The organism is Streptomyces sp. SS8 (genome assembly GCF_054072955.1).
The window spans coordinates 117035-133597 of sequence record NZ_JBSVCZ010000018.1; the positions used below are offsets into that span (position 1 = coordinate 117035).

At 74.8% G+C, this 16563-nt stretch carries 14 protein-coding genes; 8 read left to right on the forward strand and 6 right to left on the reverse strand.

The genetic code is table 11. From position 1 onward, the window contains the following. Nucleotides 1-17 precede the first annotated feature (17 nt). Entirely contained in the window at nucleotides 18-839 is an 822-nt protein-coding gene (locus tag ACW69E_RS18425) for an NADPH-dependent F420 reductase (RefSeq protein WP_457499345.1), read from the reverse strand. Between the two features lie 79 nt (nucleotides 840-918). On the opposite strand from ACW69E_RS18425, the gene ACW69E_RS18430 reads away from it, so the two are divergent. From ACW69E_RS18430 to ACW69E_RS18460, 7 genes are all read left to right on the forward strand, one after another. Further along, nucleotides 919-1776: a TIGR03084 family metal-binding protein gene (locus tag ACW69E_RS18430; RefSeq protein ID WP_457499346.1), complete on the forward strand. Its 858-nt coding sequence runs from the start codon at nucleotides 919-921 to the stop codon at nucleotides 1774-1776. Next, nucleotides 1773-3509, forward strand: coding sequence for an acyclic terpene utilization AtuA family protein (locus tag ACW69E_RS18435; RefSeq protein ID WP_457499348.1), 1737 nt, complete (start codon nucleotides 1773-1775; stop codon nucleotides 3507-3509). Before ACW69E_RS18430 ends, ACW69E_RS18435 begins: the two co-directional genes overlap by 4 nt. Beyond that, nucleotides 3506-5110, forward strand: coding sequence for an acyl-CoA carboxylase subunit beta (locus tag ACW69E_RS18440; protein ID WP_457499349.1), 1605 nt, complete (start codon nucleotides 3506-3508; stop codon nucleotides 5108-5110). Before ACW69E_RS18435 ends, ACW69E_RS18440 begins: the two co-directional genes overlap by 4 nt. A gap of 9 nt (nucleotides 5111-5119) precedes the next feature. After that, nucleotides 5120-7186 carry an ATP-binding protein gene (locus ACW69E_RS18445; protein WP_457499350.1) on the forward strand — a complete coding sequence of 689 codons (2067 nt, stop codon included), beginning with the start codon at nucleotides 5120-5122 and terminating at the stop codon, nucleotides 7184-7186. Beyond that, entirely contained in the window at nucleotides 7183-8373 is a 1191-nt protein-coding gene (locus ACW69E_RS18450) for an acyl-CoA dehydrogenase family protein (RefSeq protein ID WP_457499351.1), read from the forward strand. Before ACW69E_RS18445 ends, ACW69E_RS18450 begins: the two co-directional genes overlap by 4 nt. A gap of 143 nt (nucleotides 8374-8516) precedes the next feature. Continuing rightward, nucleotides 8517-9302, forward strand: a complete 786-nt coding sequence (locus tag ACW69E_RS18455) for an enoyl-CoA hydratase family protein (protein WP_457499352.1) — start codon at nucleotides 8517-8519, stop codon at nucleotides 9300-9302. After that, complete coding sequence (locus ACW69E_RS18460; protein ID WP_457499353.1) at nucleotides 9287-9886, forward strand: TetR/AcrR family transcriptional regulator; 600 nt, start codon at nucleotides 9287-9289, stop codon at nucleotides 9884-9886. The genes ACW69E_RS18455 and ACW69E_RS18460 overlap by 16 nt, the downstream gene beginning before the upstream one ends. Before the next feature lie 56 nt (nucleotides 9887-9942). Here the strand turns inward: ACW69E_RS18460 and ACW69E_RS18465 are convergent, their stop codons facing one another. Next, nucleotides 9943-11976 (reverse strand): oxidoreductase, encoded by a 2034-nt coding sequence (locus ACW69E_RS18465; RefSeq protein WP_457499354.1) that lies wholly within the window; start codon nucleotides 11974-11976, stop codon nucleotides 9943-9945. A gap of 83 nt (nucleotides 11977-12059) precedes the next feature. Further along, on the reverse strand, nucleotides 12060-12452 hold the full coding sequence (locus tag ACW69E_RS18470) for a nuclear transport factor 2 family protein (RefSeq protein WP_457499355.1): 393 nt from the start codon (nucleotides 12450-12452) through the stop codon (nucleotides 12060-12062). Between the two features lie 171 nt (nucleotides 12453-12623). Here ACW69E_RS18470 and ACW69E_RS18475 point away from each other — a divergent pair, with 171 nt between their 5' ends. Next, a complete protein-coding gene (locus ACW69E_RS18475; protein ID WP_457499356.1) occupies nucleotides 12624-13241 on the forward strand; it encodes a PadR family transcriptional regulator in 618 nt (205 codons plus the stop codon). A gap of 31 nt (nucleotides 13242-13272) precedes the next feature. Here the strand turns inward: ACW69E_RS18475 and ACW69E_RS18480 are convergent, their stop codons facing one another. Genes ACW69E_RS18480 through ACW69E_RS18490 form a run of 3 tightly spaced genes read right to left on the reverse strand, consistent with a single transcriptional unit; the run spans nucleotide 13273 to nucleotide 16517 of the window. After that, entirely contained in the window at nucleotides 13273-13644 is a 372-nt protein-coding gene (locus ACW69E_RS18480) for an MmcQ/YjbR family DNA-binding protein (RefSeq protein ID WP_457499357.1), read from the reverse strand. Nucleotides 13645-13701: 57 nt separating this feature from the next. Continuing rightward, nucleotides 13702-14331, reverse strand: a complete 630-nt coding sequence (locus ACW69E_RS18485; RefSeq protein ID WP_457499358.1) for a GNAT family N-acetyltransferase — start codon at nucleotides 14329-14331, stop codon at nucleotides 13702-13704. Then, a complete protein-coding gene (locus ACW69E_RS18490) occupies nucleotides 14328-16517 on the reverse strand; it encodes a penicillin acylase family protein (RefSeq protein ID WP_457499359.1) in 2190 nt (729 codons plus the stop codon). The genes ACW69E_RS18485 and ACW69E_RS18490 overlap by 4 nt, the downstream gene beginning before the upstream one ends. Nucleotides 16518-16563 lie beyond the last annotated feature (46 nt).

The following is a 16563-nucleotide window of genomic DNA, read 5'->3' on the forward strand; positions in this document are numbered from 1 at the left end:
CCGCGCCGGCTCCGGTGTCAGGCGCGGAAGTCGTCCGGCCGCTCCGGGGACGCCTCGGCCAGCGCGGCGGCGACCTCCCCGGCACCGGCCCGCAGCCCGTACACGGGCGTGCCGGGCTGCTGACGCCAGGAGTCGTCGATACCGCCCGCGTCGACGGTGTCGAAGCCCATCTCCTCGATGAGGTCCCGCACTCGGCGCTTGGCGTCCTCGTCGTCCCCGGCCACCGGCAGGGCCATGCGCTCCGGGTCGCCCGCGGGTCGCGGCCTGTCGACGATGTCCTGGGCGTAGGTGCCGTTGAACGCCTTGACCACCGGGTGGCCGATCTGCCGCTCGGTCCAGCGGCTCTCGGTCAGCCCCTCGTCCTCGATGGCGTCGATCCGGCCGTCGCGCTGCCGCGGGTAGTAGTTGCCCGTGTCGATGACGGCCGCCTTGGGCGCGGCTACGTCGAGCAGCCCGGAGGGCAGGTCGGGCACGGCCTTCAGCGGGACGGTGACCACCACGACCTCCGCGCCGCGCGCCGCCTCGGCGGCGGCGACGGGGGTGGCCCCGGTCTCCTCGGCCAGTTCGGTGAGGGTGTGCGGTCCGCGCGAGTTCGCCACCGACACCTCGTGGCCGAGTGCGGTCAGCCGCCTGGTCAGGTTGCCGCCGATGTTGCCCGCGCCGATGATGCCGATCTTCATCGTTTGCCCTTCCGTGTCCGTCGGTCGGGGCGGCCGCCGGCCGCCCCGCGCCGGCCCGGCGAGAACCGGGCGGCTTCCTGCGCAACCCCGCCGCCGGGGGCATCTGTTCCCCGGCTCACCGCGCGTCCCGTCCGGCGTCGGCCACAGAAAAGCATGCATGCACGCTTGCTTGTTTCTTCCGTCCCTGTCACGCTCGCCGGACGGGGAAGCCCGCACGGCCGAGGCGAGGGAGGGCGGTATGCCGGGCACGGCTGCGGACGAGGTGCTGGAGGACCTGCGGCGCGAGGGCGAGGAACTGGACGCGCTCGTCGCCCCCCTGGCCGAGGAGGCCGATGAGCGGTGGACGGCCGCCACCTCGGCGCCCGGCTGGACCGTCGCCCACCAGATCGCCCACCTGGCCTGGACCGACGAGCGCTCTCTGCTCGCCGCCCGCGATCCCGAGGCGTTCCGGCGGGAGGCCGAGGCGGCGTTCTCGGACCCGGCGGCCGTGGACACCTACGTCGACGACGGAGCCCGCCGCGGTGCCGCGCTGCCGCCCGGCGCGCTGCTGGCACTGTGGCGCGCGGGGCGGCGGACGCTCGCGGGTGTGCTTTCGGAACTGGCCGGGCGCCCGGACAGGCACCGCATCCCCTGGTACGGGCCGCCGATGAGCCCCGTCGGCATGGCCACGGCCCGGCTGATGGAGACCTGGGCGCACGGAGAGGACATCGCCGGGGCGCTCGGAGTGCGGCGCGAACCGACCGCCAGGCTGCGCCACGTCGCCCGGCTCGGTGTGCGGACCCGGGACTTCGCCCATCTGGTGAACGGACTGGAGCCGCCCGCCGAGCCGTTCCGCGTCGAACTCACCCCGCCCCCGGCGGCCGGCGGCGCCCCCGGCGAACCGTGGACGTACGGACCCGCCGACGCCCCGCAGCGCGTCAGCGGGCCCGCGCTGGACTTCTGCCTGCTCGTCACCCGGCGCGTCCACCGCGACGACACCGCCCTGCGCGCCACCGGCGCCGGAGCCGAGAGCTGGCTCTCCATCGCCCAGGCCTTCGCGGGGCCGCCCGGCGCCGGACGGGCGCGGGGCGAACGCGGGTACGGAGCCGCTCGGTGACCCCCGGTCCGGCCGGCGGGGTGCTGCGGATAGGGAACGCCTCCGGCTTCTACGGCGACCGCTTCGACGCGGTGCGCGAGATGCTCACCGGCGGTGAGCTGGACATCCTGACCGGCGACTACCTGGCCGAGCTGACCATGCTGATCCTGGGCCGGGACCGGATGGGGGACCCCGGCCTCGGCTACGCGAAGACCTTCCCGCGGCAACTGGAGGACACCCTCGGCCTCGCCGTCGAGCGCGGGGTGCCGCTGGTGGTCAACGCCGGCGGGCTCAACCCGGCCGGACTGGCCGCAGCCGTCAGGGAGCTGGCCGGCCGGCTCGGCCTGACGGTGAGGGTGGCGCACGTCGAGGGCGACGACCTCACCGCCCGCGGCGGCTGGGGCGAGGGCGTCCTCACCGCCAATGCCTACCTCGGCGGGGCCGGCGTCACCGCCTGCCTGGAGGCGGGCGCCGACGTGGTGGTGACCGGCCGGGTCACCGACGCCGCACTGGTCACCGGGGCGGCCGCCGCCCGCTTCGGCTGGGACACCGGCGATCCGGCCGACCGCGACGCGCTGGCCGGCGCCGTGGTCGCCGGGCACGTACTGGAGTGCGGCACCCAGGCCACCGGCGGCAACTACGCCTTCTTCGCCGCCGAGGGGATCGACGTGCGCCGCCCCGGCTTCCCGCTGGCCGAGATCCACCGCGACGGCAGCTCGGTGATCACCAAGCACCCGGGCACCGGCGGCGCGGTGACCGTCGGCACCGTCACCGCCCAGCTGCTGTACGAGACGGCCGGCGCGCGCTACGCCGGGCCCGATGTGACGGCACGCCTGGACACGGTGCAGCTGCGGGCCGACGGGCGGGACCGGGTGCGGATCGAGGGCGTGCGCGGCGAGCCGCCGCCGCCCGCGCTCAAGGTGGGCCTGACCCGCCTGGGCGGCTTCCGCAACGAGGTGGTCTTCGTCCTCACCGGCCTGGACGTCGAGGCCAAGGCGGCGCTGGTGCGCGAGCAGATGGAGGACCGGCTGGACGCCGCGCCCGGCGGCCGCCCGGCGGAGGTCCGCTGGACCCTGGCCCGCACCGACCACGCGGACGCGCCCGTGCAGCAGGAGGCGAGCGCCCTGCTCCACCTCGTGGTGCGGGACGCGGACGCCGACCGGGTGGGGCGGGCCGTCAGCGGCGCCGCCGTCGAGCTGGCGCTCGGCAGCTACCCCGGTTTCCACGTCACCGCCCCGCCGGGCAAGGGGGCGCCCTACGGGGTGTTCGAGGCGGCGTACCTGGACGCGGCCGAGGTGCCGCACACGGCCGTACTGCCCGACGGGCGGCGGATCGCGGTGCCGCCGCCCCGTACCACCCGGCCCCTGGAACCGGTGCCCGAGCCGCCGCTGCCCGAGCCGCTGCCGCGGCAGAGCCCGAACGCCGTCCGCCGGGCCCCGCTGGGGGCTGTGGCCGGGGCGCGCAGCGGCGACAAGGGCGGCGGCGCCAACATCGGCGTGTGGGCACGCGACGGGCGGACCTGGCGCTGGCTGGCGCACACCCTCACCGCCGACCGGCTGCGCGAACTGCTGCCGGAGACCGCCGATTTGCCCGTCACCCGGCATGTGCTGCCCGGCCTGCGCGCCCTGAACTTCGTGATCGACGGCGTCCTCGGCGAGGGCGCGGCCTCCCAGGCCCGCTTCGACCCGCAGGGCAAGGCGCTGGGGGAGTGGCTGCGCTCCCGCCGCATCGACATACCCGAGGAGCTGCTGTGACCGTGCTGCGCTCGGCGCTGGACACCACGGCGCCGGAGTACGCCGCCAACCGCGAGGCGATGCTCGCGAAACTCGAAGCGCTGGAGGCCGAGCACGCCAAGGCCCTGGCCGGGGGAGGGGAGAAGTACCGCGCCCGCCACCGCGGGCGCGGCAGACTCCTGGCCCGCGAACGCGTAGAGCTGCTGCTCGACCCCGACACCCCCTTCCTGGAACTGTCCCCGCTGGCGGCCTGGGGCAGCGACTACACCGTCGGCGCCTCGCTGGTCACCGGCATCGGCGTGGTCGAGGGCGTCGAGTGCCTGATCACCGCCAACGACCCGACCGTGCGCGGCGGAGCCAGCAACCCCTGGACGCTGAGGAAGGCCCTGCGGGCCAACGAGATCGCCCGGGCCAACCGGCTGCCGCTCATCAGCCTGGTGGAGTCCGGCGGTGCGGACCTGCCCGGCCAGAAGGAGATCTTCATCCCCGGCGGAGCCCTCTTCCGCGACCTCACCCGGCTCAGCGAGGCCGGCATCCCCACGATCGCGGTCGTCTTCGGCAACTCCACCGCCGGCGGCGCCTACGTCCCCGGCATGTCCGACCACGTGATCATGGTGGACCGGGGTGCCAAGGTGTTCCTCGGCGGACCGCCGCTGGTGAGGATGGCCACCGGCGAGGAGGCCGACGACGAGGAACTGGGCGGCGCCGGCATGCACGCCCGCGTCTCCGGCCTCGCCGACCACTTCGCGGCGGACGAGCCCGACGCGCTGCGCCAGGCCCGCCGCGTCGTCGCCCGCCTCAACCGGCCCAAGGCCCACCCCGCCCCCGATCCGGCGGCCGTACGCCCGCCGCGCCACGACGAGGACGAACTGCTGGGCGTCGTTCCCGGCGACCTCAAGATCCCCTTCGATCCGCGCGAGGTGATCGCCCGGATCGTCGACGACTCCGACTTCGACGAGTTCAAGCCGCTGTACGGCGCCGGCCTGACCACCGGCTGGGCGGCCCTGCACGGTTACCCCGTCGGCATCCTGGCCAATGCCCGCGGTGTGCTGTTCAGCCAGGAGTCCCAGAAGGCCGCCCAGTTCATCCAGCTCGCCAACCAGCGCGACATCCCGCTGCTGTTCCTCCACAACACCACCGGCTACATGGTCGGCACCGAGTACGAGCGGGGCGGCATCGTCAAGCACGGCGCGATGATGATCAACGCGGTCTCCAACTCCAGGGTGCCGCACCTGTCGGTGCTGATGGGGGCGAGCTACGGCGCCGGCCACTACGGCATGTGCGGCCGGGCCTACGACCCGCGTTTCCTGTTCGCCTGGCCCAGCGCCAAGTCCGCCGTCATGGGCCCGCGGCAGCTCGCCGGAGTGCTCTCCATCGTGATGCGCGAGTCCGCGGCGGCCAAGGGGAGGCCCTACGACGAGGAGGGCGACGCGGCGCTGCGCGCCATGGTCGAGCAGCAGATCGAGGCCGAGTCGCTGCCGGTGTTCCTGTCCGGGCGGCTCTACGACGACGGCGTCATCGACCCGCGCGACACGCGCACCGTGCTCGGTGTGTGCCTGTCCGCCGTGCACACCGCTCCGGTGGCGGGCGCGCGCGGCGGCTTCGGCGTCTTCCGGATGTGAGGGGTTGACATGTCGACAGAAGCGGACGCGGGGCGGACCATCGGCTCCGTCCTGGTCGCGGGCCGCGGCGAGATCGCCCGGCGTGTCTTCCGCACCTGCCGGGAACTGGGCGTCGCCACCGTCGCCGTCCACTCCGACGCGGACGCGGACGCCCCCCACGCGCGGGAGGCCGACGCGGCCGTGGCGCTGCCCGGCGACGCACCCGCCGACACCTATCTGCGCGGCGACCTGATCGTGGCGGCCGCCCTGGCGGCGGGCGCGGACGCCGTCCACCCCGGCTACGGATTCCTCTCCGAGAACGCCGGCTTCGCCCGGGCGGTACGGGAGGCGGGGCTGGTCTGGATCGGCCCGCCGCCCGAGGCGATCGAGGCCATGGCGTCCAAGACCCGCGCCAAGGAGCTGATGAGGAAGGCCGGGGTGCCCCTGCTGGATCCGGTACGGCCCGGCGAGGTACGCGAGGAGGACCTGCCGCTGCTGGTCAAGGCCGCGGCGGGCGGCGGCGGGCGCGGCATGCGGATCGTACGCGAGGCGGCCGCGCTGGACGGCGAGATCCGCGCCGCGTCGGCCGAGGCGGAGGCGGCCTTCGGCGACGGCGAGGTCTTCACCGAGCCCTACGTCGAGAGCGGCCGCCATGTGGAGGTGCAGGTGCTCGCGGACGGCCACGGAACGGTGTGGGCCCTGGGCACCCGCGACTGCTCGCTCCAGCGCCGCCACCAGAAGGTGATCGAGGAGGCCCCCGCACCAAACCTGACCGGGGAGCAGCGCGCCGCACTGCACGGTGCGGCCGAGCGCGCCGCCCGCGCGGTCGGCTACCGGGGCGCGGGCACGGTGGAGTTCCTCCTCGCACCGGACGGGCGGGCGTACTTCCTGGAGATGAACACCCGCCTCCAGGTCGAGCACCCCGTCACCGAGTGCGTGTATGGCCTCGACCTCGTCGCGCTGCAGCTGCGGATCGCCGAGGGCGCCCCGCTGCCCGCGGCCCGGCCCCCCGAGCCGCACGGCCACGCCGTCGAGGCCCGCCTCTACGCCGAGGATCCGGCCCGGCAGTGGCGCCCGCAGACCGGCCGGGTGCACCGTCTGGAGGTCCCCGGCGGCCCCGGAGTGCGGCTGGACGCGGGGGTGGGCGGCGGCGACGAGGTCACCGTCCACTACGACCCGATGCTCGCCAAGGTCATCTCCTGGGCGCCCACCCGCGCCGAGGCCGTGCGGAAGCTGGCACACGCGCTGGAGCGGGCCCGCGTCCACGGCCCGGCCACCAACCGCGACCTGCTGGTGCGCTCGCTGCGGCACCCCGACTTCGCCTCCGCACGTATGGACACCGGCTTCTACGGCCGGTATCTGGCACGCCTGTGCGAGGAGCCCCCGGACGGCGAACGGCGTCTGCGCGCGGCGGCGTTCGCGGCGGCGCTCGCGGACGCCGAGGCGCGCCGCACGGCCGCGCGGACCGTCTCCGGGCGGCTCGGCGGCTGGCGCAACCTCCCCTCCGGTCCGCAGACCAAGCGCTACCGGGCCGAACCCGGCGGTGCGGAGGTGGAGGTGCGCTACCGGCCCGCGCGCGGCGGCCCGCCGCTCGCCGAGGACCTGCCGGGGGTGCGCGCCCTGCGCTTCGCCGCCGACCGCGTCGAGCTGGAGATCGACGGCGTACGGCACGGCTTCGACGTCGCGGTGTACCCGGGCGGCCCGGGGGGCGGGGAGGAGCGGGCGAGGGTCTTCGTGGACTCGCCGCTGGGCGCGTACGCCCTCACGGTGCTGCCGCGCTTCCCCGGTCCTCGGGGCAGCACCGAGCCGGGCTCGCTGCTGGCGCGGATGCCCGGCACGGTCGTACGCGTCGCCGACCACCTCGCCGCAGGCGACGCGGTGACGGCGGGACAGCCGCTGCTGTGGCTGGAGGCGATGAAGATGGAGCACCGCGTCACGGCGCCGGCCGACGGGGTGCTGCGGGAGCTGAGGGTGACCGCGGGACAGCACGTGGAGGTCGGCGCCGTCCTCGCGGTCGTCACCCCTGATGAGCAGGACCGCGACGGCACCGGGGAACCGCCGGTGAGCCCGGCGACCGACGAAGGGGCAGGGGCATGACCACTGATCAGCACGCCGACCACACGGCGGCCGCACTGCTGGAGACCGGCGAACAGCGGGCGCTGCGCGCGGCCGTCGCGGCCCTCGGCGGACGCTACGGCCGCGAGTACTTCGAGCGGGTGCGCCGGGCCGGAGGGCAGACCGACGAGTTGTGGCGGGAGGCCGGAAAGCTCGGATACCTCGGCGTCAGCCTCCCCGCGGAGTACGGGGGAGGGGGCGGCGGCATCACCGAGCTGTCCATCGTGCTGGAGGAACTGGGCGCGGTGGGCTGCCCGCTGCTGATGCTCATCGTCACCCCCGCCATCACCGGCACCGTCATCGCCCGCTTCGGCACCGCGGAGCAGAAGCGCGCCTGGCTGCCCGGACTGGCCGACGGCAGCCGGAAGATGGCGTTCGGCATCACCGAGCCGGACGCCGGCTCCAACTCCCACCGCATCACCACCACCGCCCGCCGCGACGGTGGGGGATGGATCCTGACCGGCCGCAAGGTCTTCGTCTCCGGTGTGGACATCGCCGACGCCACCCTGATCGTGAGCCGTACCGAGGACGCCCGCACCGGCCGGCTCAAACCCTGTCTGTTCATCGTCCCCGGCGACGCCCCCGGCTTCTCCCGCAGCGTGATCGAGATGGAACTGTCCGCCCCCGAGAAGCAGTTCGAGCTGGTGCTGGACGACGTGCGGCTGCCCGCGGACGCGCTCGTCGGCGACGAGGACGCCGGACTGCTCCAGCTCTTCGCCGGACTCAACCCGGAACGGATCATGACCGCCGCGTTCGCGCTCGGCATGGGCCGCTTCGCCGTCGCCCGGGCAGTGGACTACGCCCGCACCCGGCAGGTGTGGAAGGAGCCGATCGGCGCCCACCAGGCCATCGCCCACCCGCTGGCCGAGGCGCACGTGGAGATCGAGCTGGCCCGCCTGATGACACGCAAGGCGGCCCTGCTGTACGACGCCGGCGACGACGCGGGAGCGGGCGAGGCGGCCAACATGGCCAAGTACGCGGCGGCGGAGGCCTGCGCCAGGGCCGTCGACCGCGCCGTGCACACCCTCGGCGGCAACGGCCTGACCAGTGAGTACGGCCTGGGCTCCCTCGTCACCGCCTCCCGCGTCGCCCGGATCGCGCCGGTCAGCCGGGAGATGATCCTCAACTTCGTCTCCCACCAGACCCTGGGACTGCCCAGATCCTACTGAGACATCCCAGCCCTCTTTCTCCCGGAGGGCACCGTGTTCCGCGGCGAGTACGCCGATGTCCCACTTCCCGGCCGACCTGTCCACGACGCCGTGTGGTGCGAACCGCAGGCCGGTGAACGGGAGCAGGAGAGGAGCACCACGGCATGAGAGGCACGGACGACAGCGGGGGCGGTCCCCTGGTGCGGAGTTCGGCCGGACGGGGTGTCACCACCCTGACCCTCGACTCGCCGCACAACCGCAACGCGCTCTCCGCCCGGCTGGTGGGCGAGCTGTACGCGCACCTGGAGGCGGCCGGGCGCGACCCGGGCACCCGGGCGGTGCTGGTCACCCACACCGGCACCACCTTCTGCGCCGGGGCCGATCTGGGCGAGGCGGGCACGGCGGCCGGGCCGGCCGACGCGCCTCTGGGCCTGGCACGGCTGCTGCGCACGGTCGTGGCCTTCCCCAAGCCCGTCGTCGCCCGTGTCACCGGGCACGTACGGGCGGGCGGGGCGGGGCTGGTGGGCGCCTGCGACATCGCGGTGGCCGGCCCCGGGGCGACCTTCGCCTTCACCGAGGCGCGGCTCGGACTGGCCCCCGCGGTGATCTCCCTGCCGCTGCTGCCGAGGCTGGACGCGCGGGCGGCCGGACGGTACTACCTGACCGGCGAGCGGTTCGGCGCGGTGGAGGCGGCCCGCATCGGACTGGTCACCATCGCCGCCGAGGACGCGGACGCCGCGCTGGAACCGGTCCTGGACGGGCTGCGGCGCGCCTCGCCGCAGGGTCTGGCGGAGTCCAAACGCCTGGTCACGGCGGAGGTGCTGCGGGTCTTCGACCGGGACACCGATAGCCTGGCGGAGCTCTCCGCGCGGCTGTTCGCCTCGGACGAGGCGCGCGAGGGCATGTCCGCCTTCCTCGAACGACGGGACCCCCGATGGGTGCACCACTGACCACACGGGGCAACGCGCCCAAGCAGGACCGCAGCCGCGCCACCCGGCGGCGTCTGCTCCAGTCCGCGGTGGCCTGCCTGGCCGAGCGCGGCTGGACGGGCAGCACGGTCGCGGTCGTCGCCGAGCACGCGGGCGTCACCCGCGGGGCGGCCCAGCACCACTTCCCCACCCGCGAGGACCTGTTCACGGCGGCGGTGGAGTACGTCGCAGAGGAGCGGTCGGCCGTGCTGCGGGACCTGCCCGGACCGGCCGGCGTCCGGGAGGCGGTCGAGGCGATCGTCGGCCTCTACACCGGCGAACTCTTCCGCGCCGCGCTCCAGTTGTGGGTGGCCGCCTCCAACGAACCCCAGCTCGCGCCCCGGGTGGTCGCGCTGGAGGCGCGCATCGGCCGGGAGACGCACCGCATGGCGGTGCGTCTGCTGGACGCGGACGAGAGCGTGCCAGGGGCGCGGGAGACCGTGCAGGGCCTGCTCGACATGGCCCGCGGCCTGGGCCTGGCCAACCTCCTGACCGACGACGGCGCCCGCCGCGAACGGGTCGTGGCCCAGTGGGCGGCCGTCGTCGAGGCGGCTCTGCGCGGCTGACGGCCGCCCCTCCCGCCCCGCACGGGGGGCGGGAGGGGCGGCCGCCGGCCCGTGCCCTACAGTGCGGCCGCCAGGCGGGTGCCCTGGTCGATCGCGCGCTTGGCGTCGAGCTCGGCGGCGATGTCGGCGCCGCCGATGAGGTGGGCCTTGACGCCGCGCCCGGCCAGCTCGTCGTACAGGTCGCGCCGGGGCTCCTGCCCGGTGCACAGCACGACGGTGTCCACCGGCAGCACCCGGGGCTGCCCGTCGACGGTGATGTGCAGGCCCTCGTCGTCGATGCGCTCGTAGGCGACACCGGGGAGCATGGTGACGCCGCGCTGCCTGAGCTCGGTGCGGTGGATCCAGCCGGTGGTCTTGCCCAGCCCCGCGCCGACCTTGCTCGTCTTGCGCTGGAGCAGGTGGACGGTGCGTTCGGAGGAGGGATGGACGGGCTCGGTCAGGCCGCCGGGGGAGCGGTGCTCGGTGTCGACGCCCCAGCGGGTGAGGAACGCCTCGGTGCTCTCCGGCTCGTCCGGTCCGCCGTCAGGTCCGGGACGGGTGAGGTAGGCGGCGACGTCGAAGCCGATGCCGCCCGCGCCCAGGATCGCCACACGACGGCCGACGGGCCTGCGGTCGTGGAGGACGTCGAGGTAGCCCACCACGCTGGGGTGGTCGATGCCGGGGATCTCGGGGACGCGGGGGGTGACGCCGGTGGCCAGGACGATCTCGTCGTGGCCGGCGTCCGCGAGCTGCTCCGCGGTGACCTCGGCGCCCAGGCGGAGCCGGACGCCGAGTGTGCCGAGCCGGTGGCGGTAGTAGCGCAGGGTCTCGTCGAACTCCTGCTTGCCGGGGATGCGGCGGGCGGTGTTGAGCTGCCCGCCGATCCCGGGTGCGGCGTCGTACAGGGTGACGGTGTGGCCGCGCTCGGCCGCGGAGACGGCGAAGGCGAGCCCGGCCGGTCCGGCGCCGACCACCGCGACGTCCCTGACCCGGCGGGTGGGCTCCAGGACGAGCTCGGTCTCGTGGCAGGCCCGGGGGTTGACCAGGCAGGAGGTGATCTTGAGGCTGAAGGTGTGGTCGAGGCAGGCCTGGTTGCAGCCGATGCAGGTGTTGATCGCCTCGGGGGTGCCGGCGGCGGCCTTGGCGACGAAGTCGGCGTCGGCGAGCATGGGGCGGGCCAGGGAGACCATGTCGGCGTCGCCGTCGGCGAGGATCCGCTCGGCCAGTTCGGGGTTGTTGATGCGGTTGCAGGTGACCAGCGGGACGGAGACGGACCCCATCAGCCTGCGGGTGACCCAGGTGAAGGCGCCGCGGGGCACGGAGGTGGCGATGGTGGGGATGCGCGCCTCGTGCCAGCCGATGCCGGTGTTGATGATGGTGGCGCCCGCGGCCTCGACGGCGCGGGCGAGCTCGACGACCTCGGGGAAGGTGGAGCCGCCGGGCACCAGGTCGAGCATGGACAGCCGGTAGACGATGATGAAGTCCTCGCCGACCCGCTCGCGGACCCGGCGCACGATCTCGACGGGGAAGCGCATGCGGTTGGCGTACGAGCCGCCCCAGCGGTCGGTGCGGTGGTTGGTGGCGGAGGCGGTGAACTCGTTGATCAGGTAGCCCTCGGAGCCCATGATCTCCACGCCGTCGTAGCCCGCGGACCGGGCGAGGGCGGCGCTGTGGGCGAAGTCCTCGATGGTCTGCTCGATCTCGGCGTCGGTGAGTTCGCGCGGGGTGTGGGGGCTGATCGGGGCCTTCAGCGGGCTCGGGGCGACGAGGTCGGGGTGGTAGGCGTAGCGGCCGAAGTGGAGGATCTGCATCGCGATGCGGCCGCCCTCGGCGTGGACGGCGTCGGTGACGGCGCGGTGGCGTTCGGCCTCCTCCTCGGTGGTGAGCATGGCGCCGCCGGGGTAGGGGCGTCCGGCCTCGTTGGGGGCTATGCCGCCGGTGACGATCAGGCCGACGCCGCCGCGGGCGCGCTCGGCGTAGAAGGCGGCCATCCGGGAGAAGCCGTCGGGGGCCTCCTCCAGACCGACGTGCATCGAGCCCATGAGGACCCGGTTGGGCAGAGTGGTGAAGCCCAGGTCCAGCGGCCGGAGCAGATGGGGGTAGGCGGTCATGCGGTCGGTCTCCCGGTTCGGTGCGGGTGCGGGCGGCGCGGCGGAGGGCGTGGTGGTGGGGGAGGAGCGGTACGGGCCGGAGGTCAGTGGCCGGCGGCCTCGCGCGAGATCCGCTCGAACTGCGCGCCCATGGCCTCGGCCAGGGCCTGGGCGGCGGACAGCGGGCGGACCATGACGGTGAGGTCGTCGATCCTGCCCTCCTCGTCGAAGTGCAGGAAGTCGCAGCCCTGGATCCTCCGGCCGCCGACCGTGGCGGTGAAGACGAGGGCGTGGTCGCGGCCGTCCGGGCCGGTGAACTCACGGGTGTAGGAGAAGTCCTCGAAGACCCGCATCACACCGCGCAGGATCGCCGCGGTGATCGCCCTGCCCTCGTAGGGTCTGAACGCGATGGGGCTGGTGAAGACGACGTCCTCGGCCAGCAGGTCCGCCAGCGCCTGCTCGTCGCGGGCCTCCACGGCGCGCCGGAAGGGGTTCATGCCGACCACCTCGATAGCCAAAAAGTTTACTAGGTGCGTTGGAGAGTAAATCCTGGCGGGGAGTCTGTCCACACCGGGCCGAAGCCGCGCCCGCCGGCACGGAGCCGGAGGGAGAGGCCGGCGCGGAACAGTCGGTTTGTCGGCAGGTCGCCCCCGTGCTCCAATACGGGGATGGCTCTGCGCAACGCGGTGATGGCAGCCCTACTGGAAGGCGAGGCGTCGGGCTGGGACCTGGCCAAGGGATTCGACTCCTCGGTCGCCAACTTCTGGACCGCCACCCCCCAGCAGATCTACCGCGAACTCGAGCGCATGGAGCGGGAGGGGCTCGTGGCGGCCCGCGTCGTCCAGCAGGAGCGCCGGCCCAACAAGCGGCTGTTCTCCCTGACCGAGGCGGGATACGCCGCACTGCGCGACTACACCGCCGCCGCCCTCGCACGGCCCACCGTCATCCGCGACGAACTGCTGGTGAAGGTCCAGAGCGCCGACGTGGGCGACATCGAGGGGGTCAGGGCCGCCGTCGAGACGCAGCTGGAGTGGTCGACGGCCAAACTGGCCCGCTACGAGCGGGGACGCGCCAAGCTGCTGGACGGGCGCACAGAGGAGGAGTACCTCACTCAGGCCGAACGTGTGGGCCCCTACCTCACACTGCTGCGCGGCATCGCCTTCGAGCGCGAGAACCTGCAGTGGTGCGAGACCGCGCTGAAGGTCCTGCGACAGCGCGGCGCCGGTGCGCCCGCCGGAGCCGGCGGGCGCGGGGGCACGGTGGAGGCGTCCGGCCGCCGGCGGTGAGCGGCCCCGCGCCCGCCGGCCGGACCCCGCACTACCCCTCGGAACCCACCGCCCCGCCGGGCACCAGACCCGGATGTGCCTCCAGCAGCCGCTCCGGGGCCGCCTGCCGCCAGGAGTCGACGAGGATGTCCCGCAGTTCGGCGACGTCCTCCAGGGCGGCCAGCCTGACCCGCACCCACGCCGAGGACGCCTCGTGGGGCGGCACCCAGAACTTCTCCGGCTCGGCCGCGATCAGCTCGGTGCGCTCAAGGCGCGGACAGCGCACGGCGACGGAGGTCTCGTCGTCGGGGACGGTGATGTACATCTTCCCGGCCACCCGGAAGGTGGGCATGCTCCACGCCTCCTTCTCCACGGTCTCCGGGAGGGACAGCGCGATACGTCGGACGTCGTCGGAATCGATCACGGCGATACCGTAGCCGCGCCCACCGACACCGCCGGGCCGCCCCGGGGCTCCGATCCCTCAGGAGGGCCGGGAGGCGGCGCGGGAGAGGAAGGCGTCCCGGTCGAGGAAGACCAACCGGGCCCGCTTGTGCGGCAGTTCGATCTCGGGACCGAGGACGAAACCGGTCCGCAGCAGCCGGGAGACCGCCTTCTCGTTGCGGGCGTCGGGCTCGGCGACGATCCGCCTGCGGCCGGGGTCCTCGGCCAGCAGATGGGCCAGGAAGACGGTCAGCAGGGTGCCGGTGAAGCCCGGCCGCGCCCCGTCGTCCGCCGGGCCGACCATCAGATGGATGCCGAAGTCCCCCGGCCGCACCTCGTAGTACTCGCCGACCGGGTCGGCGTCCGGCTCGTAGGTCTGGAAGAGGGCGACCGGCCGGTCGTCGAGATGGATCAGGAAGGCGTGGTGCGTGGACAGGGAGTCCAGGTACTCGTAGATCTCCAGGACCTGTTCGCGGGTGTGGTCCGCCATCCCCCAGAAGCGGGCCCGCTCCCGGGTCACCCAGTCGTGGAGCAGACCGATGTCGCGGGCGGGGTCCACGGGGACGACGCGGACCGTGCCGAAGCCCTCGACGCGGGTCTCGTGCACGGCTTCGCGGCGCCGGGGAGCCGAGGGGGCAAAGGCGCCGGAGGGCGCGGCAGGGTCGGTCACTTCTCTCCTCGGTCGTGCGGTGCGGGTCGGTCGTGCGGTGCGGCGGGCTCCTCGGTGAGCTTGCCCCAGTCGGTGACGACCGGCACCAGCTCGCAGCGCGCCCACAGCGGGAGCTGGTCCCGGTGGTGCGGGTCCCCGGGCACACCCGAGGCGCCCAGCGGCACCACCCAGGCGCTGTCCTCACGGCGGGCGAGGTCCCACACGTAGCGGGCGGCGGAGGCGCGGGCGCTGAGGTCGGTGACCCCGGGCACGCCGGAGGTGGCCAGCACGCAGTCGTGGTCGCCGGCCAGGGAGGGCCAGGGCTCGCCGGGATCGGCCGGCAGCGCCTGCCAGGGCGCCAGCCGGTGGGTGTCGCCCCACCGCGCCGGCGGGCCCTGGGCGGCGGCCTCACCGGCCGCCACCTCCTCGACGGCCGCCCGTACGGCCCCGGCCCGGTCCGCGAGCGGCAGGCGGTCCGTGGTCAGCAGGTGCTCCAGGGCGTATCCGACGCGGGGCACGAGCGCGAGCCAGGGCCGGAAGACCTCCGGCGCGGGCGGCGGGTCCGCCAGCGGCCGCAGCAGCGGATGCCGCGCCAGCAGCCTGACCGTCGCGGTGCGGACGGCGGCGAAGGAGGCGGCGCCGGTGCTGTCGGCGTCCATACGGCGGTCCCAGTCCAGCAGCCGCTCCCGCAACCGACGGGCGTACGGCCCCAGTTCACCGGGATCGGTACGCGCCAGCAGGTCCAGCAGGGGCGTGGCCGAGGCCAGCAGGGTGTCGCTGTGGACGGCCGCCATGTCCTTCGCGGACCACACGGCCCGCTCCTCCAGCAGATCCCGGATGCGCCCGGCCCGGTGCGGTGGCGCGAACTCCACACCGAGGGGTTCGGCGATCCCGCGCTGGTTGGCCATGACCGCGACGCCCTCGACGCGTTCGCGCGGCATCGGCCCGTGCCAGCCCCGCCAGGCGTACCGGGCCTCCCAGGCGGGCACGACCCGTATCCGGTTGTCCGGATGGCGCACGGGCACGGCGCCCGCCACCCGGTGCAGCGTCCCGCCCGCGGTGTCGGCGGCCAGGACGACGTTGACGGGCTCCACCCAGCCGTCCAGGGCACGGTCGACGTCGGCGACGGAGCGGGCACGCAACAGGGCGGGCAGCGCCCCGAAACCGAGGTCCGCGCTCACGCGCGGGGGGTGGCGCAGGGAGAGCGCGCCGAAGACGCCCCCGACCGGGGCGTCGGGGGAGTGCTGTACCGGGGAGCCCTGCTCCGTCCAGTGCGCCGCCTCGTCGCCGTCGGCGATGACGGGCCCGCGCTCGGTCTCGATCACCTCGACCGTCACGGGCTCGCCGCCGGCCACCTCGATCGTCTCCACGCGGCGCTCGGCGGGCCGCCACCCGTCCGGACCCAGCGCCTCCACCCGCTCCCCGTCCGGCCCGGTGCGCCGCAGCCGCTCGCGGTAGAGGTCCTGGTAGTCGGCCATGGCGTTGGTGATGGCCCAGGCCACCCGGCCGGTGTGGCCGAAGTGGGCGATGCCGGGGACGCCGGGGACGGCGAGACCGACGACGTCGAACTCCGGGCAGGCCAGCCGGATCTGCTGGTAGACCCCCGGGGCCTCGATGAACCGGTGGGGGTCGCCCGCGACGACCGCCGCGCCCGTGGCGCTGCGCTCCGCCGGGACGAGCCAGCCGTTGCTGCCGGAGGTGCCGGGCCCGTCGGTGGCGAACACCCCCACCCACTCGGGCCCCAGGCGCCGGGCGACGGCGTCGCGCCAGAGCTTGGCCGGGAAGCCCGCGAACAGGATGTGCGCCGACAGCCAGACGCCCAGCGGCGTCCACGGCCGCCAGCGGCCGGGGGCCAGGCCTGTGGCGTCGAATTCCGGGGCCCGGGCGGCCCCTTCCGCCAGCCCGTCGTTGACCCCGTCGACATAGGAGCGGACCCAGGCGGCGGTGCCGGGGTCCTCGCGCTCCAGGGCGTCCATGCACCGCCGGGCGGTGTCCTCCAGCCGCACCCGCCGCGCGAACCGGTCCCAGGAGACGGCCTCCGCGCCGAGGAACGACGCGGTGGTGCCCTGCGCGCGGTGCCGCTCGACCTCGATCTGCCAGGCGCGGTCGGCCGCCGCGTTGCGCCCTTGGGCGTACGCCAGCTCGTCCGCGCCGTCCGCGCGCAGATGCGGTACGCCCCAGGCGTCCCGGTAGACCCTCACGGTCATCGGGGCTCTCCTTCGTGGATACCCCGTCCTTTAGGGCGGGGAGGAG